21 protein-coding genes are annotated in these 25,454 nt (G+C 66.3%); 8 read left to right on the top strand and 13 right to left on the bottom strand.

Annotated features, from left to right (window positions below):
* Positions 1 to 123: 123 nt before the first annotated feature.
* A complete protein-coding gene (locus KW830_RS14855) occupies positions 124 to 675 on the bottom strand; it encodes a DUF177 domain-containing protein (protein WP_066537168.1) in 552 nt (183 codons plus the stop codon).
* 25 nt (positions 676 to 700) lie between these two features.
* Between KW830_RS14855 and KW830_RS14850 the strand changes: the two genes are divergently transcribed.
* Positions 701 to 1,312 carry a Maf family nucleotide pyrophosphatase gene (locus tag KW830_RS14850; protein WP_218333589.1) on the top strand — a complete coding sequence of 204 codons (612 nt, stop codon included), beginning with the start codon at positions 701 to 703 and terminating at the stop codon, positions 1,310 to 1,312.
* Positions 1,309 to 2,091: an SAM-dependent methyltransferase gene (locus KW830_RS14845; protein ID WP_066537172.1), complete on the top strand. Its 783-nt coding sequence runs from the start codon at positions 1,309 to 1,311 to the stop codon at positions 2,089 to 2,091. The genes KW830_RS14850 and KW830_RS14845 overlap by 4 nt, the downstream gene beginning before the upstream one ends.
* A 152-nt stretch (positions 2,092 to 2,243) precedes the next feature.
* Here KW830_RS14845 and KW830_RS14840 read toward each other — a convergent pair whose 3' ends face one another.
* The 4 genes from KW830_RS14840 to KW830_RS14825 are packed head-to-tail and all read right to left on the bottom strand — an operon-like array spanning position 2,244 to position 5,405.
* Positions 2,244 to 3,302, bottom strand: coding sequence for a S49 family peptidase (locus KW830_RS14840; protein WP_218333588.1), 1,059 nt, complete (start codon positions 3,300 to 3,302; stop codon positions 2,244 to 2,246).
* A gap of 1 nt (position 3,303) precedes the next feature.
* Entirely contained in the window at positions 3,304 to 3,684 is a 381-nt protein-coding gene (locus KW830_RS14835; protein ID WP_066537177.1) for a Rieske 2Fe-2S domain-containing protein, read from the bottom strand.
* A gap of 27 nt (positions 3,685 to 3,711) precedes the next feature.
* Positions 3,712 to 4,392 (bottom strand): HAD family hydrolase, encoded by a 681-nt coding sequence (locus tag KW830_RS14830; protein ID WP_066537180.1) that lies wholly within the window; start codon positions 4,390 to 4,392, stop codon positions 3,712 to 3,714.
* A gap of 8 nt (positions 4,393 to 4,400) precedes the next feature.
* A complete protein-coding gene (locus KW830_RS14825) occupies positions 4,401 to 5,405 on the bottom strand; it encodes an RluA family pseudouridine synthase (protein WP_066537183.1) in 1,005 nt (334 codons plus the stop codon).
* Between the two features lie 601 nt (positions 5,406 to 6,006).
* Between KW830_RS14825 and KW830_RS14820 the strand changes: the two genes are divergently transcribed.
* The 4 genes from KW830_RS14820 (at position 6,007) to queF (ending at position 11,677) form a co-directional block, all read left to right on the top strand.
* Entirely contained in the window at positions 6,007 to 9,015 is a 3,009-nt protein-coding gene (locus tag KW830_RS14820) for an Rne/Rng family ribonuclease (protein WP_218333587.1), read from the top strand.
* A gap of 66 nt (positions 9,016 to 9,081) precedes the next feature.
* Positions 9,082 to 9,867 carry a peroxide stress protein YaaA gene (gene yaaA, locus KW830_RS14815; RefSeq protein WP_218333586.1) on the top strand — a complete coding sequence of 262 codons (786 nt, stop codon included), beginning with the start codon at positions 9,082 to 9,084 and terminating at the stop codon, positions 9,865 to 9,867.
* 15 nt (positions 9,868 to 9,882) lie between these two features.
* Positions 9,883 to 10,761: a 2OG-Fe(II) oxygenase gene (locus KW830_RS14810; protein ID WP_066537189.1), complete on the top strand. Its 879-nt coding sequence runs from the start codon at positions 9,883 to 9,885 to the stop codon at positions 10,759 to 10,761.
* 70 nt (positions 10,762 to 10,831) lie between these two features.
* Positions 10,832 to 11,677: an NADPH-dependent 7-cyano-7-deazaguanine reductase QueF gene (gene queF, locus KW830_RS14805; RefSeq protein WP_218333585.1), complete on the top strand. Its 846-nt coding sequence runs from the start codon at positions 10,832 to 10,834 to the stop codon at positions 11,675 to 11,677.
* A gap of 111 nt (positions 11,678 to 11,788) precedes the next feature.
* On the opposite strand, the gene KW830_RS14800 is transcribed toward queF, so the two are convergent.
* The 8 genes from KW830_RS14800 to KW830_RS14765 all read right to left on the bottom strand — a co-directional run bounded on the left by KW830_RS14800 (position 11,789) and on the right by KW830_RS14765 (position 23,212).
* Positions 11,789 to 14,098 (bottom strand): hypothetical protein, encoded by a 2,310-nt coding sequence (locus tag KW830_RS14800; RefSeq protein WP_218333584.1) that lies wholly within the window; start codon positions 14,096 to 14,098, stop codon positions 11,789 to 11,791.
* Positions 14,099 to 14,234: 136 nt separating this feature from the next.
* Positions 14,235 to 15,794, bottom strand: a complete 1,560-nt coding sequence (locus tag KW830_RS14795; protein WP_218333583.1) for a PAS domain-containing methyl-accepting chemotaxis protein — start codon at positions 15,792 to 15,794, stop codon at positions 14,235 to 14,237.
* Positions 15,795 to 15,950: 156 nt separating this feature from the next.
* Positions 15,951 to 17,624 carry a methyl-accepting chemotaxis protein gene (locus KW830_RS14790; RefSeq protein WP_218333582.1) on the bottom strand — a complete coding sequence of 558 codons (1,674 nt, stop codon included), beginning with the start codon at positions 17,622 to 17,624 and terminating at the stop codon, positions 15,951 to 15,953.
* Positions 17,625 to 17,719: 95 nt separating this feature from the next.
* Positions 17,720 to 19,000 carry a DNA polymerase IV gene (dinB, locus tag KW830_RS14785; RefSeq protein WP_066537195.1) on the bottom strand — a complete coding sequence of 427 codons (1,281 nt, stop codon included), beginning with the start codon at positions 18,998 to 19,000 and terminating at the stop codon, positions 17,720 to 17,722.
* Between the two features lie 37 nt (positions 19,001 to 19,037).
* Positions 19,038 to 19,970, bottom strand: a complete 933-nt coding sequence (locus KW830_RS14780; RefSeq protein WP_218333581.1) for a DMT family transporter — start codon at positions 19,968 to 19,970, stop codon at positions 19,038 to 19,040.
* Positions 19,971 to 20,285: 315 nt separating this feature from the next.
* Positions 20,286 to 20,669, bottom strand: a complete 384-nt coding sequence (locus KW830_RS14775) for a VOC family protein (RefSeq protein ID WP_218333580.1) — start codon at positions 20,667 to 20,669, stop codon at positions 20,286 to 20,288.
* A 118-nt stretch (positions 20,670 to 20,787) separates the two neighbouring features.
* Positions 20,788 to 21,831 (bottom strand): YidB family protein, encoded by a 1,044-nt coding sequence (locus KW830_RS14770; protein ID WP_218333579.1) that lies wholly within the window; start codon positions 21,829 to 21,831, stop codon positions 20,788 to 20,790.
* Between the two features lie 202 nt (positions 21,832 to 22,033).
* On the bottom strand, positions 22,034 to 23,212 hold the full coding sequence (locus KW830_RS14765; RefSeq protein WP_066537464.1) for an alpha-hydroxy acid oxidase: 1,179 nt from the start codon (positions 23,210 to 23,212) through the stop codon (positions 22,034 to 22,036).
* Positions 23,213 to 23,471: 259 nt separating this feature from the next.
* Here KW830_RS14765 and lldR point away from each other — a divergent pair, with 259 nt between their 5' ends.
* Both lldR and lldD read left to right on the top strand, forming a co-directional pair.
* Entirely contained in the window at positions 23,472 to 24,236 is a 765-nt protein-coding gene (gene lldR / locus KW830_RS14760) for a transcriptional regulator LldR (protein WP_066537208.1), read from the top strand.
* Complete coding sequence (lldD, locus tag KW830_RS14755; RefSeq protein WP_218333578.1) at positions 24,233 to 25,372, top strand: FMN-dependent L-lactate dehydrogenase LldD; 1,140 nt, start codon at positions 24,233 to 24,235, stop codon at positions 25,370 to 25,372. The genes lldR and lldD overlap by 4 nt, the downstream gene beginning before the upstream one ends.
* Positions 25,373 to 25,454: the final 82 nt, after the last annotated feature.

The raw sequence follows: 25,454 nt of genomic DNA, 5'->3' as shown, positions 1-25,454 counted from the left end.
TAGAGTATAGCGCAAACGTTATCAACAGCGTTATGCAATGAATAACCAGTGTCTTGGGCAGGCCACGCTGCCGATCGAAGATCGCTGCAGCAGCGCAGGCTTCTGAATGGAGAAAACCTCCAGTCAGTCCGGGGCGCCATTCTTGCGCAAGCCTTGCAACACCGCAAACGGGTTGGGCTTTTCCTCGCTGGCCTGCTCGAAGTCGGCGTCGCTGGACTGCATGGGCAGCTCCTGCGGGCAGACCTCGTGGCGCGGCACCAGAGGCAGCGCCATCAGCAGCTCGTCCTCGATCAACGCACGCAGATCGAAGTCGCGGCTCAGCGCCAGCAGATCTTCCTCGGCTTCGTCGTCCAGGGCTTCGGCCGTGGCCTCGTCCGCCACAAAGCGGAAGGAACGGTCCACCTGCAGCGGCATGCGGTCCAGCTGCAGGCAGCGCTGGCAGGTCAGCGGCAGGCCGGCCTCGACCGTCAGGTGCAGCCACAGATGGCTGGCACCACCGGATTCGGCGCGCAATTCGCCTTCGGCGCGCCAATCCACCTGCAACCCGTCCACCGGGCCTTCGGCGTCCTGGGCCAGTCGTGTATATCGTGACAGCGGATCGCTGCCTGTCAGTGTGGCGCCTGCCTGGGCAAACGCCTTCACATCAAGGTGATCCGGAGAGAAATCCTTGCTCATGGCGGCAGTGTAAGAGAATCCTTGCATGCCTGAATCCACCGCTTCTTCCGCCCCTGTGGCCCGCTCGCTGATCCTGGGCTCCACCTCGCGCTACCGCCGCGAGCTGCTGGAGCGCCTGCAATACCCTTTCACCACCGCCTCGCCCGATGTGGACGAGACGCCCCGCCCCGGCGAAGCCTCGCGCGACCTGTCGCTGCGCCTGGCACTGGCCAAGGCCCATGCCGTGGCCCAGCAGCACCCCGAGGCCGTCGTCATCGGCTCCGACCAGGTGGCTGACCTGAACGGCCAGCCCTTGGGCAAACCGCTGACACACGAACGCGCCGTGGCCCAGCTGCGCCAGATGCGCGGCCAGACCGTGCGCTTTTACACCGCCCTGGCCGTGGTCTGCCAGGCCACCGGCATGGTGCACAGCGATATCGCCGAGGTGGGCGTGCGCTTTCGCGATCTGACGGACGCCGAGATCGAACGCTATCTGCTGGCCGAAAAACCGTATGACTGCGCCGGCAGCGCCAAGAGCGAAGGCCTGGGCATCAGCCTGCTGGACGCGATTGACAGCGATGACCCCACCGCGCTGATCGGCCTGCCGCTGATCCGCACCTGCCGCATGCTGCGTGCTGCCGGGCTGGTGCTGCCATGAGCGCCACCACCACCCCGGGGCGCCTGTATTTGGTGCCCGCACCCCTGGATTTTGGCTGCGACAGCCAGAGCCCGCTGACCGACGTGCTGCCCGAGCTGACGCTGCGCACGGCCGCCCGCCTGACCCACTGGGTGAGCGAAAACGCCAAAAGCTGCCGCGCCTACCTGAAGCGGGTGGACGCCCTGTTCCCCCTGGCGGCCCCGCTGCAGTCCCAGGCGATCCAGGAACTCCCGCGGGAAGCCCATAAAAAAGGCGACCACGGCGGCAAAGGCAGTGCCCAGTTTGACGCCAAGGCCCTGCTGGCACCGGCGCTGGCCGGCCACGACATGGGACTGGTCAGCGAAGCCGGCATGCCAGCCGTGGCCGACCCTGGCAGCTCCATCGTGCGCGCCGCCCACGACCTGGGCATCACCGTGGTGCCGCTGATCGGCCCGGTGTCGCTGCTGCTGAGCCTGGCCGCCAGCGGCCTGAACGGCCAGAACTTTGCCTTTGTGGGCTACCTGCCCCAGGATGCCGCACCGCGTGCCCAGCGCATCAAGGAACTGGAGGGCCTGAGCCAGCGCCTGAACCAGGCCCAGTTGTTCATCGAGACACCCTATCGCAACCCCGCCCTGTGGCAGGCTTTGCTGCAAAGCCTGCAGCCCGCCACCCGCCTGGTGGTGGCCAGCGGCCTGACGCTGGAGAGCGCCAGCGTGCAGTCCAAAACCGTGCGCGACTGGAAAAAGCTGGACCGCGTGCCCGACAAGCACACCCCGGTGGTGTTTGCCCTGGGGCAATAGGCAATAAGCAATAGGCGGCGCAGCCGCCCCCAGAAACACCAAGCGCCTTCCGCCCGCTGCACAGGAATTTCCAGGCACGATGCCTGGAAACCTTGGCAGACGGCGCTGAAGGCGCTTCTGTATTGAAAGGGGATTGAAGCGGGCTTGGGCTGTCAGCGGATGGCCGGCGCCATGCCGCGCACCGCACTCACCGCACCACCGCCAATGGCGGCGCCAAAGCGCTTGGCCAGACGTTCGGCAATGTTGTCGCGGCGCGTGTAGTCGATCACCTCTTCGGCCTTGACGATCTCGCGCGCCACATAGTCCAGGCTGCCCAGCTTGTCGGCCAGTCCCAGGTCAATGGCTTGCTGGCCGGTCCAGAACAGGCCGCTGAAGGTCTCATCGGTCACCTTCAGGCGGTCACCGCGCCCGCGCTTGACCACGTCGATGAACTGCTGGTGGATCTGGCCCAGCATGGTTTCCGCAAACCCGCGCTGCTTCTCGGTCAGCGGGCTGAAGGGGTCGAGGAAGCCCTTGTTCTCGCCTGCCGTCAGCAGGCGGCGCTCCACACCGACCTTCTGCATCACTTCGGTGAAACCGAAGCCGTCCATCAGCACGCCGATGCTGCCGACGATGCTGGCCTTGTCGACAAAAATCTCATCCGCCGCCGAGGCGATGTAGTAGGCCGCCGAAGCGCAGCTTTCCTCGACCACCGCGTAAATCGGCTTCTGGTGGATGGCCTTGAGGCGCACGATCTCGTCGGTGATCATGCCGGCCTGCACCGGACTGCCGCCCGGCGAGTTGATCAGCAGCACCAGAGCCTGGGCACCCTGGTCCTCCAGCGCGCTGCGCATGGCGGCGATGACGAATTCGGCACTGGCGTCGGCCCCCGAGGCGATTTCACCCTTGATATCCACCACGGCGGTGTGCGGACCGGACACGGCGGCCGTCGACACCTCCTTGGACAGCAGCGCCCACAGCAGTGCCAGCCCCAGAATCAGCCAGGAAAAGCGCCAGAACAGGCGCCAGCGGCGGGCGCTGCGCTGCTCGTTGAGCGAGGCAAAGGCCAGCTTTTCCAGCAGATCGCGCTCCCAGCCCGGTGGCTGGGCCTGGGCTGCCGCAGCGGATGCGGTCGGCGTCTCGGGGACGGCAGCGCGCGCCCACAGGTCTTGGCCGGGCAGTGCGGAAGAAGGGTCGGAACCCGGTGTACCGGGCGTCTGCGGTGAACTCATCTCAAAACTCGATAGGTTGCAGGTTGTGGGCAGTATGCCAGTGCACCACCCCGTCGCTCTCGCTCAGTGCGATCGGCACCAGACGGCCGCCGCGGCAGGGCCCACCCGCGCACAGCCCGGTATGGGGTTCATACACCGCGCCATGGGTGGAGCACAGCAGCCATTCGCCACTGTCGTCGAGAAAGCGGTCGGCCTCATGGTCCATTTCCATGGGGATGTGGGCACAGCGGTTCAGATAGCCATAGACCACGCCGTTGTAACGAATCGCAAAACCTCGGCAGGTCTGTCCCGAAAAAACCACATCAAACGACACCCCGCGCCCCCGCTCCTGCAGATCGGTGCTGGCGCACAGGGCAATGGCAGTGTCGGGCGGCAGGGTCATGCCGCCACTATAGGGACAAAGCTGGCATCAGGCGTGGGCCAGCAGCCAGGCGTGCAGATCCGCTACCGTCTGCGCGACATGCAAGGGCCCCAGGGGCGCAAAGCCTTCGCTGCCGTGGGCGCCATAGGCCACCGCCAGGCTGGCACAGCCGGCGTTGCGGGCCATTTCCAGGTCGTGCGTGGTATCGCCAATCATCAGCAGCCGGTCCGGCGCCACCCCGAATTCGGCCATCAGCTCCTGCAGCATCAGGGGGTGGGGCTTGCCGGCCGTTTCATCGGCCGTGCGCGAGCCATCGAACACACCTTTCAGATCCACCGTGGCCAGGGCCTCGTTCAGCCCCCTGCGGCTCTTGCCCGTGGCCACGGCCAGCCAGTGGTGGCGCTCCCGCAGCGCCTGCAGCAGGGGCAGCACACCATCGAACAACGTCACCTGCTCCTGTTGCTGCAGATAGTGGTAGCGGTAGCGGTTGGCCAGCTCCGGGTATTTGTCCTGCGGCACATCGGGCGCCGCATGGGCCAGCGCTGGCATCAGCGCCATCCCGATCACATAGGACGCCTGGGCGTCCGACGGCACCGTTCCCCCCACATCGCGCACCGCAGCCTGGATGCTGCGGGTGATGGCGGCGGTGGAGTCGAACAAGGTGCCATCCCAGTCGAAGGCAATCAGATCAAAGCGGCGGGGCCGCACAGAAGAATCCACAGTGCTCATGCGTGCTTTCAGGCCACAAACTCGGCCAGCTCTTCGGGCAATTCTGCCCGCAACTCGATGCGCTCGTCGGTGGCCGGGTGGTTGAACTGCAGCCGCCAGGCATGCAGGAACATGCGTTTGAGCCCCTGCTTGGGCAGACGGCGATTCAGATCGAAGTCCCCGTATTTCTCATCCCCCACGATGCCGTGGCCTTGCGAGGCCAGGTGCACCCGGATCTGGTGGGTACGACCGGTCTTGATGGTCACTTCCAGCAAGCTCATGGCCGGCAGGCCCTGCAGGCTGCGTGCCTCGAGCTGGCTGCGCACTTTGACCAGGGTCAGCGCCCGCATGGCATCCGGATCGTCGACCGTGGTGGTGCGCACGCGGCGCTCGCCATCCGGCAACAGGTATTTGCGCAGCGGGGTGTCAATCACCTTCTTGTTGCCCGGCCAGCTGCCCGCCACCAGGGCCAGGTAGGTCTTGCCGGTTTCGCGTTCCCGGAACTGGTCTTGCAGCTTGGTCAGCGCCGAGCGCTTCTTGGCCACCAGCAAGATGCCCGAGGTTTCGCGATCCAAGCGGTGCACCAACTCCAAAAACTTGGCCTCCGGCCGGGCCTGGCGCAATTGCTCGATCACGCCAAAACTGACGCCCGAGCCGCCGTGCACGGCCACGCCGGCCGGCTTGTCGATGGCGATCAGGTGCTCGTCTTCCAGCAGGATGGGAAATTCCCGTGCCGGTGCCGGGCGCTCGGCCTTTTCCTGCACCTTGTCGGACACGCGCACCGGTGGCAGCCGCACCACATCCCCCGTCTGCACCCGTGTATCGGCCGCACAACGGCCCTTGTTGATGCGGACCTCGCCGCTGCGAATGATGCGGTAGACATGGGTCTTGGGCACGCCTTTGAGGTGGCGCATCAGGAAGTTGTCCAGACGCTGGCCTGCCGATTCCTCGTCGACCTCGATCAGTCGCACGGCCGCCTGTACTTGCTGTGGGGAACGGTCGGTGGCCGGTTTGCCCTCTATAATGTGTTTCACCTGCGCGACTTATTTATAAGTGGTTGATTTTGATGGAGTTTAGTCCAGCCAGCCATTTCCCCCGTGCAGGAAGGTCGATGCCACAGGTGTCGCGCCCATGATTTCCAGGCTGACAGGCCTGACGGAGTGGCGCACCACCTGGCTGGTTGACGCATTGAAACACTGAACGGAATCTTCACGCTGGTGGTGCTGTTTGGAGCACGGTGCTCTGCACACCACCCGCCGATTAAACGTATAGCGAGCATGTGGGCTTTTCTTTCCTGGCTGGTGAGCATCACGCAACGGCACGTGCCGGTGCGGAGCGTTGCTGCCCCCGTGAAAAGCCGCCCACCGTCTTTTGTCGCCTCTGGCTCGGACCGCACACAGCGGCCGCTGCTGTATGCGCGTCTCGCTCCCTGCCCCCTGCCCTTGCCACCTTTGCTGACCTGATTCGGCACAGTTGCAACCAGGCCTCAGGCGATTCCCTTCCTTTTCGTTTCGGCGCGTCAGTCAGGTATCACGGCTCCAGCAGAGCCTGTCTTTGATTGCAAAAAATCAGGGGCGTCGCGGTGAAGCAGCGTATCGCTGCCACTGCCCGCCCCTCACGAAAAGGAAACGCATCATGAAACGGATGCTGATTAACGCGACGCAGCCTGAAGAACGCCGCTTGGCCATTGTGGACGGCCAGAAACTGCTCGACTACGAGATCGAGATCGAAGGCCGCGAACAGCGCAAGGGCAATATCTACAAGGCCGTTGTCACCCGCGTCGAACCCTCCCTGGAAGCCTGCTTCGTGGACTACGGTGAAGACCGCCACGGCTTCCTGCCCTTCAAGGAAATCTCCAAGCAGTACTTTGCCGAAGGCGTATCGCCCAGCCAGGCCCGCATCAACGATGTGATCCGTGAAGGCCAGGAACTGATCGTCCAGGTCGAAAAGGAAGAGCGCGGCAACAAGGGCGCCGCCCTGACCACCTTCATCTCGCTGGCCGGCCGCTATGTGGTGCTGATGCCCAACAACCCCCGTGGCGGTGGCGTGTCGCGCCGCATCGAGGGCGATGACCGGGCCGAGCTCAAGGAAGCCATGGACCAGCTCGAGTACCCCAAGGGTATGTCGATCATTGCGCGCACCGCCGGCATCGGCCGCACCGCGCCCGAGCTGCAGTGGGACCTGAACTACCTGCTCAAGCTGTGGAGCGCCGTCGACGGCGCCGCCAAGTCGGGCAAGGGCGCTTTCCTGATCTACCAGGAATCCAGCCTGGTGATCCGCGCCATCCGCGACTATTTCAACAATGACATCGGCGACATCCTGATCGACACCGATGACATTTACGAGCAGGCCCAGCAGTTCATGGCCCACGTGATGCCGGAACATGCCGCCCGCGTGAAGCGCTACCGCGACGACGCGCCGCTGTTCAGCCGCTTCCAGATCGAGCACCAGATCGAATCGGCCTACTCGCGCACCGTGCAACTGCCTTCCGGTGGCGCCATCGTCATCGACCACACCGAAGCACTGGTGTCGGTGGACGTGAACTCGGCCCGCGCCATCAAGGGCGGCGACATCGAAGAAACCGCGACCCGCACCAACCTGGAAGCCGCCGACGAAGTGGCCCGCCAGATGCGACTGCGCGACCTGGGCGGTTTGATCGTGATCGACTTCATCGACATGGAAGAGTCGAAGAACCGCCGCGAAGTGGAAAACCGCCTGCGCGACGCCCTGCGCCAGGACCGTGCCCGCGTCCAGTTCGGCACCATCAGCAAGTTCGGCCTGATGGAAATGAGCCGCCAGCGCCTGAAGCCCGCCCTGAGCGAAGGTGCCCACATCAACTGCCCGCGCTGCAGCGGTTCCGGCCATATCCGCGACACCGAAAGCTCGGCGCTGCAGATTCTGCGCATCATCCAGGAAGAGTCCATGAAGGACAACACGGCCGCCGTGCACTGTCAGGTGCCTGTGGAAGTGGCCTCCTTCCTGCTGAACGAAAAGCGCACCGAAATCACCAAGATCGAGCTCAAGCAGCGCGTGTCGGTGATGCTCGTCCCCAACAAGACGCTGGAGACGCCGCACTACAAGCTGGACCGCCTGAAGCACGACGACGCGCGTCTGGAAGACCTGGACTCCAGCTACAAGCTGGCCGATGTGGTGGAAGACCAGACCAAGGTCACCCGCCGCTCGCAAGAGCCCACCAACAAGCAGACCCCCATCATCAAGGGCGTGCTGCCCGATGTGCCGGCACCGGTGGCCGAACCCCGCGCCCCCGCTGCCAGCCGCACCGCAGGCCAGCGCCCGGCTGCTGCCACGGCAGCGCCGGCGGCCAAGCCCGAAGTGCGCGAGCAAGGCTTCTTCTCCTGGCTCAAGAGCCTGTTCGGTTTTAGCGCTCCGGCAGCCCAACCGGCCACGGAAGCCGCCCCGGCCGCCAAGCCCGAAGGCCAGCGTGAGCCCCGCCGCGACGGTCGCACCGGCGAAGGCCGTGGCCGCCGCAACGAACGCGGTGGCAACCGTGGCGAACGCGGTGAACGCAGCGAAGCCGGTGAAGGCCGTGGCGAGCGCAACGGCAATGGCAACGGCCGCCGCAACGAACGCAACGGCGAAGCCCGTGCCAACCGCCCGCAGGACGGAGAGCGCACCGAGCGCGCACCGCGCCGCGAACGCGGTGAGCGTGCAGAGCGTGGCGAACGCCGCGATGCCGAGCAACGCCTGTCGGCCCAGGAAGGTGCTGCACAGAACCTGGTCGAAGGCGTGAGCCTGGAAGCCGGTGCCGAGCCCGCACGCAGCGAACGCAGCCCCCGCCGCGAGCGCGGTGAGCGTGGCGAAGGCCGCCAACGTGGCGAGCGCGCAGAACGCGGCGAAGGCCGCCGCGAACGCGCCCCGGCTGTGGCCCCTGAAGCCTCTGCCGCCGACGTGCTGGACAACGCTGCCACCGCCGTGCCGCAAGATGGCGAGCCCTCGGCCGCCGCGGTGGGCGAGGACGGCGCACCACGCCAACGCCGCTCGCGTGACCGCTATGGCCGCGACCGCCGTGGCCGTGGCCGCGATGCCGCCGCCGAAGGCGAAGTGAGCGAAGAGGCCGAAGCCGCAGTGGCAGCCCAGCCTCTGACCGCGGAAGCCCCGCAGGTCGAATCCGCCGCCCCCGTGGATGCCGCCGCTGACGACTCCGCTCCGGCCCGCCGCAGCTACTTCGAACGCGCTGCTGCACCTGCTGCTGCGGCCGTCGATGCGGTGGAGAACGTGGCCGAAGCTGCCGCACCGGTCGAGACCGCTGCTGCACCGACCACACCGGCCGCCGCGCCCGTGGTCGCAGCCGCACCCGTGGCGGCTCCGGCACCGGTGGCAGCGCCTGTGGTGGCGGCCGAACCGGCCAGCCGCATGCCCCGCATCGGCCAGTACCAGCTGCCGCTGGATACGCTGCAGCAGATTGCAGCAGCCTCGGGTCTGCAGTGGATCAACTCCGATGCCGACAAGATCGCTGCCGTGCAGGCGGCCATCGCGGCCGAGCCCAAGCCCGTGCACGTTCCGCGCGAGCGGCCGCCGGTGGTGGTGCTCGACGAGGGTCCGCTGATCCTGGTCGAGACCCGCAAAGACCTGGCGGCCATGACGCTGCCGTTTGAACGCGAAGACAGCGCCACCGCTGCCTGATCGCACCGCAAGACAACAGGGGCCCATGTGGCCCCTGTTTGCACTCCAGCCTCCGTTTTGTTTGCCATGCTGTTTTTGCTCTCGCCCGCCAAGTCGCTGGATTACGACACCCCCCTGCCTGACCGGTTGCCGCACACGCTGCCGCAGTTCATCCCCCAGTCCCAGGCGCTGATCGATGTGCTGCGGGAGCTGGCACCACAGGAGGTGGCCAGCCTGATGTCCATCAGCGACAAGCTGGCGGCACTGAATGTGGCGCGCTACGCCGCCTGGAGCCCGGAATTCACCGCCGGCAATGCCCGCCAGGCCGTGCTGGCCTTCAATGGCGATGTGTACGAAGGCCTGCAGGCCCGGACCCTGTCCACCCAGGATCTGCAGTGGGCACAGGAGCACCTGTGCATCCTCAGCGGCCTGTATGGCGTGCTGCGCCCGCTGGACTGGATGCAGCCCTACCGCCTGGAAATGGGAACCCGCCTGGCCACCGACCAGGGCCGCAACCTCTACCACTACTGGGGAACGCGCATCGCCGAGCATCTGAACGCGCGCCAGAAGGACGCCAAGACTCCCGTGGTCGTCAACCTGGCATCGCAGGAATATTTCAAGGCGGTGGACCTGGCGCACCTGAAGGCCCGCGTCATCGAATGCGTGTTCGAAGACTTCAAGGGCGGCAAGTACAAGATCATCAGCTTCCATGCCAAGCGCGCACGCGGGCTGATGGCACGCTATGCGATCGAACACCGCCTCACCCGTCCGGCCCAGCTTCAACAGTTCGACGCCGAAGGCTATGCTTATGCACCGGAAGTCTCGCAGCCCGACCGCTGGGTCTTCCGCCGTACCGCCCCTTCTGGAACCTGACCACGGAGAGCCCCTATGCCCGAGCGTGCAGCCCCCACCACCCTGGAAAGCCTGAGCGCCATGGTGCCCGGCTCCACGCCCGATCTGCTGCGCTGGCTGGACCAGCAGCTGCAGGCCGGTCAAAAGGAGGCCACGCTGCTGCAGTCGCTGCGCGACACCGGCTGGTCCGATGCGGTGGCCCGCCAGGCCTTTGCGCAGGTGGTGCGCTGGCGCAGTGCCCCCGCGCCCCAGGCTGCCCCGCCGATTCCGGAGCCCGACCTGCGCCGCAGTCCCACCGACATCGATGTGGGCGACCGTGCCGTGCATGTGCTGATGGCACTGGAGCACCCCCGCATCGTGCTGTTTGGCAACCTGCTCAGTGCAGACGAGTGCGATGCCATCGTGGCCGCGGCGCGCCCCCAGATGGCACGCTCGCGCACCGTGGAGACCCGTACCGGCAGCGAAGAGATCAATGCCGACCGCACCAGCCAGGGCATGTTCTTCGTGCGCGGCCAGACCCCTGAAGTGGCCCGGCTGGAAGCGCGCCTGGCCAGGTTGCTGCAGTGGCCGCTGGAAAACGGGGAGGGCCTGCAGGTGCTGCACTACGGCCCCGGGGCGGAGTACAAGCCCCACCACGACTACTTCGACCCGGCCGAGCCCGGCACGGCCACCATCGTGCGCCGGGGCGGCCAGCGCGTGGGCACGATCGTGATCTACCTGAACGATCCCGAGGAAGGCGGCGGCACCTCCTTCCCCGAAGCCCGGCTGCGCATCCAGCCGCGCAAGGGCAATGCGGTCTTCTTCAGCTATGCCCAGCCCCAAGCCCATACACTGACGCTGCACGGCGGCGATCCGGTGCTGCGTGGCGAGAAATGGATCGCCACCAAGTGGCTGCGCGAACGCGAGTTCCACTGACCCCATCGCCACCAGACTGTGAAATTTCCGCTCCGGCGCCGATCCCGGGGCGCATGGACAGCTATTTTTTATGAGCACTCCCGAACAATCCCAATTGGGCAAGCCCTCGGCCTACGCCGACCAGTACGACGCCAGCCTGCTCTTTCCCCTACCCCGCGCCACCAAGCGCACGGAAATCGGCATCGGCAGCCAGTTGCCCTTCTTTGGCGCCGACCTGTGGACGGGCTATGAGCTGTCCTGGCTGAACCTGCGCGGCAAGCCCCAGGTGGCGCTGGTGCACTTCACCATCCCCTGCGAAACGCCCCACATCATCGAGAGCAAGTCGTTCAAGCTGTACCTGAACAGCTTCAACAACAGCCGTTTTGCCAGTGCCGATGAGGTGCTGGCCCGCCTGCGTGCCGATGTCAGCGAAGCCGTCTGGCGCGGCGCCGAGCACAGCGCCACCGTGGGCGTGCGCCTGGTGCTGCCCGAAGCCTTTGCCACGCAGAAAGTCCAGGAACTGCAAGGCCTGGAGCTGGACCGCCTGGATGTGGAATGCACCGACTACCAGCCCCGCCCCGAACTGCTGCGCGCCGATACCGAGACCCCTCCCATCAGCGAAACCCTGGTCAGCCACCTGCTCAAGAGCAACTGCCTGGTCACCGGTCAGCCGGACTGGGGCAGCGTGCAGATTGCCTACACCGGCCCGGCCATCGACCAGGAACGGCTGCTGCAGTACATCGTGAGCTTTCGCAACCACAACGAGTTCCACGAGCAGTGCGTGGAACGCATGTTCACCGACATCTGGCGCCAGTGCCAGCCGGTCAAGCTCAGCGTCTATGCGCGCTACACACGCCGCGGCGGCCTGGACATCAATCCCTTCCGCACCAGCCACCCCAGTGCCATGCCGGTTGCCCTGCGCACGGCACGCCAGTAAACCCGGGCCACCACAACGACAAAACCCATCTCCTGCCAGGCAGGAGATGGGTTTTTTGCATGCCGGCTGCGCCACGCGGGTGCAGCGGCGTCAGATGGAGTGATTGGAGCGCTAGATCTGGGCCGCAGCGGCCGTCTTGATGCGTTTCCAGGGCCAGTCATCGCGCGCCAGGATGTTCTCGGCGTAACGCATGTCTTCCTTGCGCATCCACAGGCCTTCAGGGCCTTCGTAGAGCACCTCGACCTTGGCGTCTATCCACTGCGACCAGCTCACCGTCTGCAGCTCCGGCCCCTTGGCCTTGGGCGCCGCACCCGTGTCGGCGGCAGCTCCATCCACCGTGGGCTCGCCTTCGTACCAGTGCAGGCCCACACCATCCCAGCTTTGCAGCATGGGCAGGTAGGCACGCAATGCCAGGGTGTGCACTTCGTGCATGGCCGGCTGCAACCAGTGCAGCTTCCAGTGGTGGGGTTCGTGCTCGCTGCGCGCCACCAGCTCCAGCACCACCCAGCCTTCACCGCCCGGGTGCGGGCAGGCGCTGGGGCCGGTGCCGCACAGCACGGCACCATGGCGCGTCACCGCCACACCTTCACCGCGCGGCAGATCCGGGCTCCACTGGTTGTTGGCTTCCTTGTGCAGGCCGCCAAACCACCACATCACCTCACCCGCCTTCTGCTGGCGCCACACATAGTCGCCGTCGGCACACGGGTGCTGGATCTGTTCCACCTCACGCCAGCCGGGCTGCACATGCCAGTGGCCCAGCGCGTCCGGCGCGGCATCGCGCACCGCATAGCAAGCCTCCCAGCCGGCACGGCCCAGGAAGTTGGCGGTGGGCGGCTGCAGGTGCCAGCGCCACAGACCGGTGCTGGGGTCCGAGCCATTGCTGGCTGCGCAGGCCGCAATGGCCAGCAGTTGCACCCGCGGTGCGGTGTTTCCGCTCGACGACGGCACCGGGCGCAGCCGCGCCACGGGCCAGGGCAGGCTCAAAGTCTGCAGCTGGGCACCATCCCAGATCTGTACGGTATTTTTCTCGCCCCGCAGCGGCGACGCACCATGCTGCAGCAGCACGGCCCAGCGGCCCTGGACCACCACATGCTCCAGCTCCCACAGACCGGACAGGCGGCTTTCGCCCCATTCCAGCTGGTAGGCGGGGGTGGCGCCGGTTTCATCGGCCGCTTCCTTCACCAGGGTCCAGCACAGCGGCTTGCCTGCCACCGGGGCGCTGTAAGCCTGCCACAGCTCGGGCTTGGCCAGATGCCTGCGCCACAGGAACATGGTGCGCGGAATCTTCTGCAGCCGCACACGGCCGTCACGGCTGTGCGTGACACAGCCGTCGACCCCGTCCATGGCACTGTGGATCTGCTGGCCGTCGTGCAGACGCTCCAGTTCGGGGGTGTCGACTTCCATGCGCTGCAGCAGGGTGTCGCCATCCCAGCGCAGCACAGGCACCACGGACTTGGTCACCGAGGCATCGCCCGCCACGGAGATGCCGATGCGCCAGGACTTGCGGTCCGCTGGCGCCGGGGCATCCCAGTGCAGCCAGCCATGCTGCGCACTCCAGACAATCAGTGCCGTGTCCGGCATCTGTTCACTTTCCGCGGCCGACGTGCCGTAAAAGGCGAACGCCTGCCCGTCCTCGCGCCACACCAGCTCGGTGTGCTCGTCCACCGCCCAGGGCTGGGGCGTTTCACCGAACAGCAGCTTCCAGCGCGGACGCAGCACCGGCTCCAGCGGCCGGCGCTGGGTGCGCAACGATGCCGGCCAGTGGCGCTGCATGGACAGCTTCACCGGCGTTTCGTCCGGCTGGGTCAGGGCCGGTGCCTGCTGTCCGTCTTCCGACGGGACCTGGTCTGCAGGCACCCACAGATCGCGCACCGCCACCAGGGCCTGTGCCGCGCCCTCCACGTTGTCCTTCAGCCATTCATCGAAGGCCGCATCCGTGAACACCTGCTGCCCGTCCTCCATCTGGCGCTGCCGGTTGGCGCTGACCTCGCTCCAGCGCGGCAGGCGCCAGTGCACGCTATCCAGCGCCGAGACTTCGGCGGTGGTGAGATTCCAGCTGCGCAGCGACTTGCGGTCGATCAGGCACGGCGTGCCGCCGCCATAGGCACCGGTGCGGATCCAGCGGCCGTCAAACGAGGTGTGGTAGTCCGACTCCCAGACTTTGGGCAGGTACACCCCATCGCCACACAGCACATCGCCATACACGGGCCCGCCCGCGCCGCGCTCTCCCTGCATGCGGAATTGCACATCCTTGCCGTCCGCGCCCGCATGCCCTCCCATACCGTGCGCCTGCTGGCCCACCGCATTTCTGGAGACGTTCGAACGCCGGCGCCGATACACCATTAGCACCAACAGCGCCAACAGCAGCAACACCAGCACCACAAAGGCCACGACGGCCAGTGAGCTCAGCAGGAGATTCATCCCCCCATGCTACCTAAGACCGCTGACAAAACACCGGCGGCGCGCGCAGATGAGACAGAAAAAAGGCAGCCAAAAGGCTGCCTTTTCGCAACATCCCTCCGGATACCGCGCACCGCATGCGCGGGTACCGTGGGTGTCAGCGCATGGTGAACACGTCCACCGAGCGTTCCAAGGTGGTTGCGCTGTGCCGCAGGGAATGCGCTGCGCTGCTGGATTCCTCCACCAAGGCGGCGTTCTGCTGCGTCACGGAATCGAGTTGGGCGACCGCCTCATTCACCTGTGCGATGCCCATGGACTGCTCCCGCGTGGCGATGCTGATCTGGTGGACCATGTCGCTGACCCGTTCGACCGCCTCCACCATGCCATTGATGGTCTGGCCGGCCGCACCCATGCGGGCGTTGCCATCGTTGATGCCATCGACCGTGCGGTGGATCAGCACGCTGATTTCCTTGGCCGCTTCCGCGCTGCGCTGGGCCAGCGCCCGCACCTCGCCCGCCACCACGGCAAAACCACGGCCCTGCTCGCCCGCCCGCGCCGCCTCGACCGCCGCATTCAAGGCCAGCAGATTGGTCTGGAAGGCAATGCTCTCGATGACGCCGATGATCTCGCTCATGCGCGTGGAAGAGCCGCGGATATGCTCCATGGCCGTGCCCACTTCCAGAATGGCGCTGCCGCTACGGCGTGCCACGCCCTTGCTGGCAGTGCTTTCGCGTTCCATGGACTGGGCCATGTCCGCCGTCTGGGCCACGGTGCCAGCGATCTCCTCCATCGAGGCTGCCGTCTCCTGCAGATTGCTGGACTGCGATTCCGTGCGGGCGGCCAGATCCAGGCTGCCGTGCGCGATTTCCTGTGCCGTGTTCGCAAAGCCTTTCACCTCCGCGCGCACATCGCCCACCACCGCCCGCAGATTGATCTGGATCTGCTGCAGGCGCTGCATCAATGCCCCCATGTCACCGGGGAAGCCGTTCTCGTAGGTCGTGGTCAGGTTGCAGCTGGCAATGTCTGCGGCAAAGCGACTGGCCTGCTCCAGGCCACGCACGCAGCGGTCGTAGAAATGCTGGCAGATCCAAGCTCCGCCCAGCACCATGGCGCCTACGCGGCTGGCCCAGGCGCTGACACCCTGCCACCCCAGCATGTCAGGCAGCATGACCACCACGGTGAGCAGCAGCAACATGCTGACCATGCGCACCACGGCACCCACATCCCTGGACCGCTCCCACAGGCCGCGCAGGCCCTTGTGCCGCAACTGGCCGCCGCGCAGACGGAAGCTCTCCTGCCCTTGTGCCGCATCGCTGCGCATCTGCGCATAGAGCGCCTCGGCCGCGGCCACTTCGGCCGCTGCTGGTTTGGTACGGACCGACAGATAGCCTCTGGGCTTGCCCGCCTCCATGATGGGCGTGACATTGGCCCGCACCCAGTAATGGTCCCCGTTCTTGCGCCGGTTCTTGACCAGGGCGGTCCACGGATAGCCATGGGCAATCGTGCGCCACAGATCCTGGAACGCTGCCGCAGGCATGTCGGGATGGCGGATCAGGTTGTGCGGCTGGCCCAGCAGCTCTTCATAGGTGTACCCGCTCACTCGCACGAATGCTGAATTGCAGTGGGTGATCTCCCCCTTGGTGTTGGTGATGGAGACCAGCAGCTCATCCCCGGGGTAGTCGTAGTTGTTCTGGGTAACGGGTAGATTGGTGCGCATGGGCAGTGGGTTCCTCCGGCATGTCCGCGCCTGACGGCGCATGACAAAACCGCTGCAGCTCCTCCCAGAGCTGCAGCGGTTTTTTATTCACACGGGATCATCGCACAAGGAATATGTTTCTGCATCCCGTGCACAAGCAGTTGAACACCCTGCAATTCAATGCATGGCCGGTACGCGCAAGCGTGCAGGCATGCCCACGCCAGGCACCGCGCCCGGCATGCTCGCAGGCGCCACCGGTGCCGCTGCATGCTGCTGTGACGACGACGCCCCAGGCAGACGGAACACATCCAGCGTGCGGCCCAGCACGGCCGCGTTCTCGCTCATTTCACGCGCGGATTTGGCCGACTCGTCCACCATGCGGGCATTGTCCTGCGTGGAACGATCGAGGTCGGTGACCGCATCGTTCACCTGGGAGATGCCCGTGGACTGCTCTCGTGTGGCACCACCGATCTGGCCCATCAGGCCGTTGACATGGGCCACCGACGTGACCACCTCACCGATGGTCTGGCTGGCCTGCAGCATCTGTTCCGCACCCAGCGCAATCTGCGACTTGGACTCCCCGATCAGCCCGCGGATCTCCCCTGCCGCTTCCGCACTGCGCTGCGCCAGCGCGCGCACTTCGGAAGCCACCACCGCAAAGCCGCGCCCCTGCTCCCCGGCACGCGCCGCCTCCACCGCCGCATTCAGCGCCAGGATATTGGTCTGGAACGCAATGCCCTCGATGGTGGTGATGATCTGCCCCATCTTGTGCGAGGAATGCTCGATGCGCTGCACCACTTCCCCCACCTTGGACACTGCCTCACCACCTTGCCGCGCCAAGGATGCGCTCTGTTCGCTGACCTTCATCACCTGCTCGGCCGTCTCGGCAGACTGGCGCACCGTGCTGGACAGCTGTTCCATGGCCGCGGCCGTTTCCTCCAGGCTGCAGGCCTGCTGCTCGGTGCGCGCAGACAGCTGGCTGGCCCCCTGGGCAACGGAGTTGGCAAGGTCCCCGAAGCCATGGATCTCATGCCGCGCATCCCCCACCACGGCCCGCAGATTGATGTGGATCTGGTGCAGCCGCTCCATCAGCAGGGCCATGGGGTGGCGACCGCTGAGCGGCGGCAGATCGTTGGCCAGGTTGCAGCCTGCAATATCGCGCGCCAGGTCATTGGCTTCCTGCACGGCGGCCGTGAGCCGCCGGTGAAAGCGAAACAGCATGGCCGCCGACAGCACGGCCACCACCGCCAGCTGCAGTCCCTGCTGCCACGGAGCCGTCCAGCCCATGAAGCCCGGCAGCATGGCCGCCACCAGCGTGAGCAGCAGCATGGCCGCCAAGCGCTGGGTGAAGGAGGCACGCTGCAGCCTGCCCACATAGTCGCGCCAGCCCGTGGGACGCACCTGACCGGCGTGCAACACAAAGGTTTTGATACCGGCTTCGCGCTCGGCCTGGATCCTGGCGTACAGCGCCTGCGCCGCATGCACCTCCTCGCGCGACGGCTTGGTGCGCACCGACATATAGCCCCGCGGCTTGCCATTCACCACGATGGGCGTGACATGGGCGCGCACCCAGTAGAAATCGCCATTCTTGCGCCGGTTCTTGACCAGACCGCTCCAGTTGCGGCCATTGCCGATCGTGCTCCACATGTCCTTGAACGCTTCGGGCGGCATGTGCGGATGGCGCACCATGTTGTGGGGCTGGCCCATCAGCTCGTCCATGGTGAAACCGCTCACGCGCAGGAAGGCGGTGTTGCAGTGGGTGATCTGGCCTTTGTTGTCCGTGGTGGACATCAGCAGTTCATCACTCGAGAAGTCGTACTCTTTTTCCGTGATTGGCAAATTGGTGCGCATGGTCCCTCTCACTCCTGTACTGGATGGCATGGAGGCTACTACCGGCGCGCTTTTCTGCATTCACCGCTAGGCGTGTGGCAACGCCCTTCTGCACATCAGAACAGGGGCGCGGTAAAGGGATCCGACGGGCGGGACCGATGGCTCGCCACAGGCACTTCGCCGGCATCCCGGGGAGCCCCGTTTTCCCAGGCCACCAGCGCCCCCACGCGCACGCCCAGCAAACGGATGCGCTGCTGCAAGGGCACCCGCTTCAGGCACAGGCCTGCGGCCCGGCGGATGGCCGCGGCATCCTGGGTGAAATGGTCCAGGCTCATGTCGCGCGTCACGCTGCGAAAGTCGGCATAGCGCAGCTTGATGCCGATGGTCCGTCCCGCGTACCCCTTGCGCACCAGGTCCTCGGCGACCCGCTCGCACAGCCGGGTGAAGATGGCGCCCAGCTCCGCTTTGTCCTGCACGGCATGCAGGTCCCGCTCGAAGGTGGTTTCCCGGCTCATGCTGACGGGTTCGCTCTCGGTGACCACCGGCCGCTCATCCTGGCCATGGGCGGCGGCATGCAGCCAGGCCCCATAAGATTTGCCAAAGTGCTGGACCAGAAAAGGGAGCGAGCAGGCCGCCAGATCACCGATGGTGGTAATGCCCAGCGCCTGCAGCCTGGCGTCTGCCTTGGGACCGATGCCATTGATCTTGCGGCAGGCCAGCGGCCAGATCAGCTGCTCCAGATCCTGCGGCTGCACGATGGAGATACCGCGCGGCTTCTGGAATTCGCTGGCCATCTTGGCCAGCAGCTTGTTGGGTGCCACGCCCACCGAGCAGGTCAGCCCGGTTTTGGCATGGATGGCCTGCTGGATGCGCGCCGCCAGCGCACGGCCGCCCTCCTCCTGCCCGCCGGGCACCGCCGTGAAGTCGATGTAGACCTCGTCCACGCCTCGGTCCTCCATCACCGGTGCCAGGGACAGGATCACCTCCTTGAAGCGGCGCGAGTAGGTGCGGTAACGCACAAAATCGATGGGCAGCAGAATGGCCTGCGGGCACAGGCGGGCGGCCTTCATCATGCCCATGGCCGACCCCACACCAAACTGCCGTGCCGGATAGGTGGCGGTGGTGATGACGCCCCGCCCCACATAGCCTGCCAGGCGGGGAAAGGCCTCCAGCGGGATCTGCTCCAGGCCGCCCCAGCGGGCGATCAGTGCAGCTTCGTCCTCGGGTGTGTGGCGGCTGCCGCCGATCACCACCGGCAAGCCCTGCAGCTGCGGGTAGCGCAGCAGTTCCACCGACGCAAAGAACGCGTCCATGTCCAGGTGGGCAATGCGGCGCGGCAGCACGGCGGGTGCTGGCGCGGGGGCTTGATCGGGGGCTGGCGCGTTCACAGCCCCCATTGTGGCGCCTGCAGCGCCGCCGCTGCCCCTCTGTGCTTTACACCCCTTGCAGGCAGATCAGCACCAGCCCCACCAGCATCAGCCCCATGCCGATTTTTTCGTTGCGGTTCAGCGCTTCGCTCAGCAAGCGGCGTGACACCAGGTAGCTGAACACTACCTCGACCATGCCCAGCGTACGCACCGGCCCCGCGCCCTGCATGGCATAGGCGGTGAACCAGGCCAGCGAGGCCGCGGCCCCCATGCTGCCGGCCACCAGGGAAATGCGCCATGCGCGAAAGATAGGTGCCAGGCCCTGTTCGCTGCGCCACTGGATCCAGGCCCCCATGCCCAAGGTCTGCAAGGTCTGTGCAATCAACACCCCCCAGGCACCGGACAGCCAGGGCGATTCCGCCGCCAGCGCCAGCGCGCCGCCCCGGAAAGCCACGGTGGCGATCGCAAAGCAGGCGCCGCACGCCAGACCATAGAGCGCGGACTTGCTCATCCATGCCTGCAGCGACAGCAGCTGTCCGCGCGGCGGCAGCGACAGAATCAGCACGCCCGCCGTGGCCACGGCCATGGCCAGCAGCGCCAGCGGCGTGGGCAGCTCGTGCAGGAACACAGTGGAGAACAGGGCCACCTGCAGCACCTCGGTCTTGGACAGGGTCACCGCCACCGCGAAGTTGCGCTCCTTCATGGCCAGCAGCAGCGCCACGGTGGCGCCCACCTGAAACAAGGCCCCCAGCGCAATCCAGCCCAGGTAGGCCGGACTCAAATCGGGCACCGCCGGCGTCTGCGCCGGCACCAGATACAGCAGCGCCAGCCACAGGCCCGCAAACGGCAGGCCGTACATGAAACGCACCAGGGTGGCAGACAGCGTGCCCAGCTCCTGCGTCAGCGAGCGCTGGGCGGTATTGCGAACGGTTTGCGCCGCAGCGGCGAACAGGGTGATGGGCACCCACAACCAGGTGAGATCGTGCAAGGAGAGGGACATGAAGCAGGGTCAAGGCAAACGGCGCCCGGTGCCACCATGCACCGCCGCCCAGGCGCAGGGCCGGTGCCCGCAAACACTGCGGCACGGCGGCAACGCCCTGGCCGGGAAGGCAACAACACCCTCTCAGGCCACGGGTCACCAGCATACCCAGCCCGGCAGGCGCCCGGCGGCACGATTGGCGACGCCCCTCCCTCCGGGCAGCGATGCAATCGCGCACGGCGACGGGCCTGTGCGCCATGGATGCCGGCGCAGCGGGCAGCCGCCCTGCATGCCGCCCAGGCGGTCTACCACCTGCCCTGCTGTTCGCCCACCACCTCAGGCGCCGTGAAAGACGGCCTCGATGTTGTAGCCATCGGGGTCATGCACAAACGCTGCGTAGTAGTGCGCGTGGTAGTGCGGACGCAGGCCGGGCGGCCCATTGTCGGTGCCGCCAGCCTGCAACGCCGCACGGTGGAAGGCCTCCACCTGTGCACGGCTGTGTGCCCGGAAAGCGATGTGGCTGCGCGGTGCCATGGGCGTGGCCCGGGTGATCCAGAAATCACCGCCCGGGTCATCCCCCGGCGCCGGCGGCACGGCACCAAAACCCACGGCGTCCGGCAGGGACAGCCGCACGCCATAACCCAGCGGCGCCAGCGCCGCCTTGTAGAACGCCAGGCTGAGCGCCAGGTCCTGCACATGGATACCGGTATGGTCAATCATGGCCCCATGATAGGCGCCCAGGCTGGCAAGGTCTGCCGCGTGGCGCGCCCTCCACACCAGGGTGTGCCGCGCCACGCGCGGGCTGGGCCGCCGCCGTCACAGGTACGGCACAACCTATCTATTTGCGCAGCACCACATCCACACGGCGTGAGGCCGCATTGCTGGCCCCCGTGTCCGTGGTGTCGGCCGGTTTTTCCAGCGCCGTGCGCTCGATGGGCACGCCGGCCGCCACCAGAGCGGTCTGCACGGCTTCAGCCCGGTGCTTGGAGAGTTCGGCGTTCTTGGCCGGGTCGCCCGTGGGATCGTTGAAGCCGGAAATCACTGCCTTGGCGTCCGGGTTCCCCTGCAGATAAGCCACCAAGGCCTTGGCCTTGTCGGCAAATTCCGGAGCCACCTCGGTCTTGCCGCTGTCAAAGAACACGCGCAGCATCGGCATGTCCTGCAGCATCCCTTCCAGCACCCCGGCCCCTTCCGGGGCGGTGAAGCTGTCGGTCGCCGGCGGGGTGGCGGCCGGCGCGGGCGCTGGTGCGGGCCCTGGTGCCGCCGGCGCGGGCACGGCAGCGGGCGCGGGTGCTTCGGCGGGCGGCTTGCCCTTGGCGCAGTAGCTGATGCCCAAGATCACCACCAGGACCGCAATCAGCCATGGCAGCCATTTGCCGACGCCGCCACTGGCTGCTGCCACCGGCGCCGCAGCGCTTGCCGTGGCGGCTGTGGCTGCCGCCCCCGCCCGGGCCGCCGCCTGGCCCATGCCAAACAGCGACTGGCCTTCGCGGGCAATGTCAGTGAATTCCGTGGGCAGCACACTCGGTACCGTGCCGCCCGGGGTCATGCGCGAGACCAGCATGGGCAGCAAGGCCGCCACGGCCGTGCTCACCTTGTCGTAGGGCAGGCCCAGGCGCGTGGCCAGCTTGTTCAGCAGACCGTCCCCTGCCCCAAGCACCGTGTCCAGCTGCGAGGCACTGGGCACCTGCGGTGTGGTGGCCGATCCCAGCCAGCTCTGCACCAGGCCGTCCATGCCGGCAGAGCGGAACTTGTCCAGAAAACCCGACAGCCCGCCGGTCGCGGGGTTGGCGATGTAGGCCACCAGCATCTGGATGAGGGGGCGGGCCTGGTCGCCCAGGCCCAGCCGCGCACTGACTTCACGAATCAAGGTATCCAGCATGTCGCACTCCTTTGAATGGGCTGCACCAGCCACCACTGCGGCAGCAAAAGGCCCAGTCTAGGAACATGCACCAGGCTGAGGATGTAGGACACCTCCGCACATCGGAATGCAACTCCATGCGAAATCGCACGCATTTGCCTGCAAAACCCCATGATTTTCAGAAAACCTGCTACTCCCGCGCGCCCGCAGCATGCCCGCGGTATCAGACCTGCGGAAACGGCAGCGGGTAGGTGCCCGGCAGCAGGATGTCCTGGCCGACGCGGTTGATGTCGGTATGGCCGCAGAAGGCCATGGTGGTGTCCAGCTCCTTCTGGATGATCTGCAGCGCACGCGTCACGCCGTCCTGACCGTAGGCACCCAGGCCATAGAGGAAGCTGCGCCCGATCAGCGTGCCCTGCGCACCCAGCGCACGGGCCTTGAGCACGTCCTGACCGCTGCGGATGCCGCTGTCCAGCCACACCTCGATGTCCCGGCCTGCCGCCTGCACGATGGACGGCAGCGCATCGATGGTGGCGGGCGCACCGTCCAGCTGGCGGCCGCCGTGGTTACTGACGATCAGCGCATCGGCACCGGTCTCGGCCGCCAGCCGTGCGTCTTCCGCGTCCATGATGCCCTTCAGGATCAGCTTGCCGCCCCAGCGCTGCCTGATCCATTCGACATCCTTCCAGTTCAGCGTCGGATCGAACTGGTCGGCCGTCCACGATGCCAGCGAGCCCATGTCGGCCACGCCCTGGACATGGCCGACGATGTTGCCCATGAAACGCCGCCGGGTGCCCAGCATGCCCATGCACCAGCGCGGCTTGGTGGCCAGGTTGATCAGGTTGCGCAGCGTGGGCTTGGGGGGCGTGGACAGACCGTTCTTGATGTCCTTGTGGCGCTGGCCCAGGATCTGCAGATCGAGTGTGACCTGCAGCGCCGAACAGTTGGCCGCCTTGGCGCGTTCGATCAGGCGCTCCATGAAGCCGCGGTCGCGCATCATGTACAGCTGGAACCAGAACGGGTGGCGGCCGGTGTGCTCGGCCACGTCTTCCAGCGAGCAGATGCTCATCGTCGACAGGGTGAAAGGGATGCCAAAGGCCTTGGCCGCCCGGGCGGCCAGGATTTCCCCATCGGCATGCTGCATGCCGGTCAGGCCGGTGGGCGCAATCGCCACCGGCATGGCAACGTCCTGGCCCACCATGGTGCTGCGCGTGCTGCGGCCTTCCATGTTGACGGCCACGCGCTGGCGCAGCTTGATCTTCTGGAAAGCGGCCTCGTTGTCGCGGTAGGTGCCTTGGGTGTACGAGCCGGAGTCGGCATAGTCATAGAACATGCGCGGCACACGGCGTTCGGCGATCACGCGCAGGTCTTCGATACAGGTGATGTGGGCAAGCTGGGTCATGGGCGCATTGTCCCCAGAAAAATCGGTCGACTCCGCCGCTGCGGCACCGCTGCCCCGCACGCCATGCCCGCACGCCCCGTTCCGGGGTCGCTTGCATTCCGCAAATTGGTCACACCAATTATTTCAAATTTACCAGGGTAAACCATGTGATACCGCCCAATATCCAATTTCTAAAATCCAAATCCCGTCAGTCCATGATTTCCGGTAAGACCAATTTGACACCACACCGATGGACCCTCTGTCCCTCGGGGCCCTCTGTATGCGACTCTCAGACCACGTAGCCGAACAACTCTGTGCCCTGGTGCAGCAGCGACAGCTGCAGCCCGGCCAGCGTCTGCCTGCCGAACGGCAACTGGCCGCCGAGCTGGGGGTCTCGCGCGTCGCATTGCGGGAGGCCATACAGCAGCTCTCCAGCCGCGGCATGCTGGAAAGCCGCATGGGTTCGGGCACGTTTGTGCGCGCCCCCGCTGCGCTGTGGAGTGACCGGGCCATCTCCCCGCTGGCACCGCTGCTGCGTGACGACCCGCAGTACCGCTACGACGTGCTGGAAGCGCGCCAGATCATCGAGGTCAGCACCGCCTGGCTGGCGGCCCAGCGCGCCACCGACCAGGACCGCGACAACATCCGCCGCTGCTTTGACGCCATGCTGCACCACCAGCAACGCCAGGATGGCGACAACGCCGCCCGGGCCGACACCCAATTTCACCTGGCGATTGCCGAAGCCTCCCACAACGTCGTGGTGGTGCAGGTGATGCGCAGCCTGTTTGACATGGTGCTCAACACCGTGGCCCAGAACCGCCGCGAGATGTTTGTGCACAAGGACCCCAAGGTCCTGGAGCGGCTGACCCAGCAGCACCAGGATCTGATGCAGGCCATCGTCCAGGGCGAGCCCGAACAGGCCAGAGCGGTCATCGGCGAGCATCTGGCCTTTGTCCACGCCAAGCTGGCCGAGGCCGACGCCGAGGAGGCCCGCCAACAGCGGCTGGGACGCTTTTCATCCACACAACACAAGCCTTTCACATGATCATTTCGTCCACCACCGACTACCGCGCAGCCGCGCAGAAGCGCCTGCCACCGTTTCTGTTTCACTACATCGATGGTGGCGCCTACGCGGAAAAGACGCTGGCACGCAATGTCAGCGACCTGACCGATGTGGCCCTGCGCCAGCGCGTGCTCAAGGACATGAGCCAGTTGGACACCAGCATCGAGCTGTTCGGCGAAAAGCTCTCACTGCCGGTGGTGCTGGCGCCGGTGGGCCTGCTGGGCATGTTCGCCCGCCGTGGCGAGGTGCAGGCCGCCCAGGCGGCCGACCAGAAGGGCATTCCCTTCACCATGTCCACCGTGTCGGTCTGCCCCATCGAGGAAGTGGCGCCCAAGATCCAGCGCCCCATGTGGTTCCAGCTCTATGTGCTCAAGGACCGGGGTTTCATGAAGAATGCGCTGGAGCGCGCGCAGGCAGCCGGCGTGTCGACCCTGGTGTTCACCGTGGACATGCCCGTGCCCGGCGCACGCTACCGCGATGCGCACTCCGGCATGAGCGGCCCCAACGCCGCCATGCGCCGCTACCTGCAGGCTGCCACCCACCCGCACTGGGCGCTGGACGTGGGCCTGCAAGGTCGGCCCCACACGCTGGGCAATATCTCGACCTATCTGGGCAAGAACGTCAGCCTGGAAGACTACATGGGCTATCTGGGGGCGAACTTTGACCCCTCGATCTCATGGAGCGACCTGGAGTGGATCCGCGACTTCTGGAAGGGCCCCATGGTCATCAAGGGCATCCTCGACCCCGAGGACGCCAAGGATGCCGTGCGCTTTGGAGCCGATGGCATCGTCGTCTCCAACCACGGCGGCCGCCAGCTCGATGGCGTGCTCTCGTCGGCCCGCGCCCTTCCTGCGATTGCCGATGCGGTCAAGGGCCAGATCAAGATCCTGGCCGACTCCGGGGTGCGCAACGGCCTGGACATCGTGCGCATGCTGGCACTGGGCGCCGACTGCACCATGATCGGACGGGCGTTCATCTATGCCCTGGCCGCACAGGGCGGTGCCGGCGTGAGCCATCTGCTCCAGCTGCTGGAAAAGGAAATGCGCGTGGCCATGACCCTGACCAGCGTGAAGAACGTGGCCGAGATCACCAGCAACCTGCTGGTACAGGAGCGCTGAGGCCGCCCGCGCCACCGTCCTGCCGCCCACGCGGCCCTCAGGGCCTGCGCCCGGGTGCAGGCCGCCCCGTCGACCACCCGTG

The sequence above is a fragment of the Comamonas sp. CMM03 genome (genome assembly GCF_019218715.1).
GTDB lineage: Bacteria > Pseudomonadota > Gammaproteobacteria > Burkholderiales > Burkholderiaceae_C > Comamonas > Comamonas terrigena.
This window is presented reverse-complemented; position numbering and strand designations above follow the sequence as displayed.

Bases quoted from the DNA above. Each gene is read 5' to 3' on its own strand.
- KW830_RS14855 (WP_066537168.1), bottom strand. From the start codon at position 675: ATGAGCAAGGATTTCTCTCCGGATCACCTTGATGTGAAGGCGTTTGCC.
- KW830_RS14850 (WP_218333589.1), top strand. From the start codon at position 701: ATGCCTGAATCCACCGCTTCTTCCGCCCCTGTGGCCCGCTCGCTGATC.
- KW830_RS14845 (WP_066537172.1), top strand. From the start codon at position 1,309: ATGAGCGCCACCACCACCCCGGGGCGCCTGTATTTGGTGCCCGCACCC.
- KW830_RS14840 (WP_218333588.1), bottom strand. From the start codon at position 3,302: ATGAGTTCACCGCAGACGCCCGGTACACCGGGTTCCGACCCTTCTTCC.
- KW830_RS14835 (WP_066537177.1), bottom strand. From the start codon at position 3,684: ATGACCCTGCCGCCCGACACTGCCATTGCCCTGTGCGCCAGCACCGAT.
- KW830_RS14830 (WP_066537180.1), bottom strand. From the start codon at position 4,392: ATGAGCACTGTGGATTCTTCTGTGCGGCCCCGCCGCTTTGATCTGATT.
- KW830_RS14820 (WP_218333587.1), top strand. From the start codon at position 6,007: ATGAAACGGATGCTGATTAACGCGACGCAGCCTGAAGAACGCCGCTTG.
- yaaA (WP_218333586.1), top strand. From the start codon at position 9,082: ATGCTGTTTTTGCTCTCGCCCGCCAAGTCGCTGGATTACGACACCCCC.
- KW830_RS14810 (WP_066537189.1), top strand. From the start codon at position 9,883: ATGCCCGAGCGTGCAGCCCCCACCACCCTGGAAAGCCTGAGCGCCATG.
- queF (WP_218333585.1), top strand. From the start codon at position 10,832: ATGAGCACTCCCGAACAATCCCAATTGGGCAAGCCCTCGGCCTACGCC.
- KW830_RS14800 (WP_218333584.1), bottom strand. From the start codon at position 14,098: ATGAATCTCCTGCTGAGCTCACTGGCCGTCGTGGCCTTTGTGGTGCTG.
- KW830_RS14795 (WP_218333583.1), bottom strand. From the start codon at position 15,794: ATGCGCACCAATCTACCCGTTACCCAGAACAACTACGACTACCCCGGG.
- KW830_RS14790 (WP_218333582.1), bottom strand. From the start codon at position 17,624: ATGCGCACCAATTTGCCAATCACGGAAAAAGAGTACGACTTCTCGAGT.
- dinB (WP_066537195.1), bottom strand. From the start codon at position 19,000: ATGGGGGCTGTGAACGCGCCAGCCCCCGATCAAGCCCCCGCGCCAGCA.
- KW830_RS14780 (WP_218333581.1), bottom strand. From the start codon at position 19,970: ATGTCCCTCTCCTTGCACGATCTCACCTGGTTGTGGGTGCCCATCACC.
- KW830_RS14775 (WP_218333580.1), bottom strand. From the start codon at position 20,669: ATGATTGACCATACCGGTATCCATGTGCAGGACCTGGCGCTCAGCCTG.
- KW830_RS14770 (WP_218333579.1), bottom strand. From the start codon at position 21,831: ATGCTGGATACCTTGATTCGTGAAGTCAGTGCGCGGCTGGGCCTGGGC.
- KW830_RS14765 (WP_066537464.1), bottom strand. From the start codon at position 23,212: ATGACCCAGCTTGCCCACATCACCTGTATCGAAGACCTGCGCGTGATC.
- lldR (WP_066537208.1), top strand. From the start codon at position 23,472: ATGCGACTCTCAGACCACGTAGCCGAACAACTCTGTGCCCTGGTGCAG.
- lldD (WP_218333578.1), top strand. From the start codon at position 24,233: ATGATCATTTCGTCCACCACCGACTACCGCGCAGCCGCGCAGAAGCGC.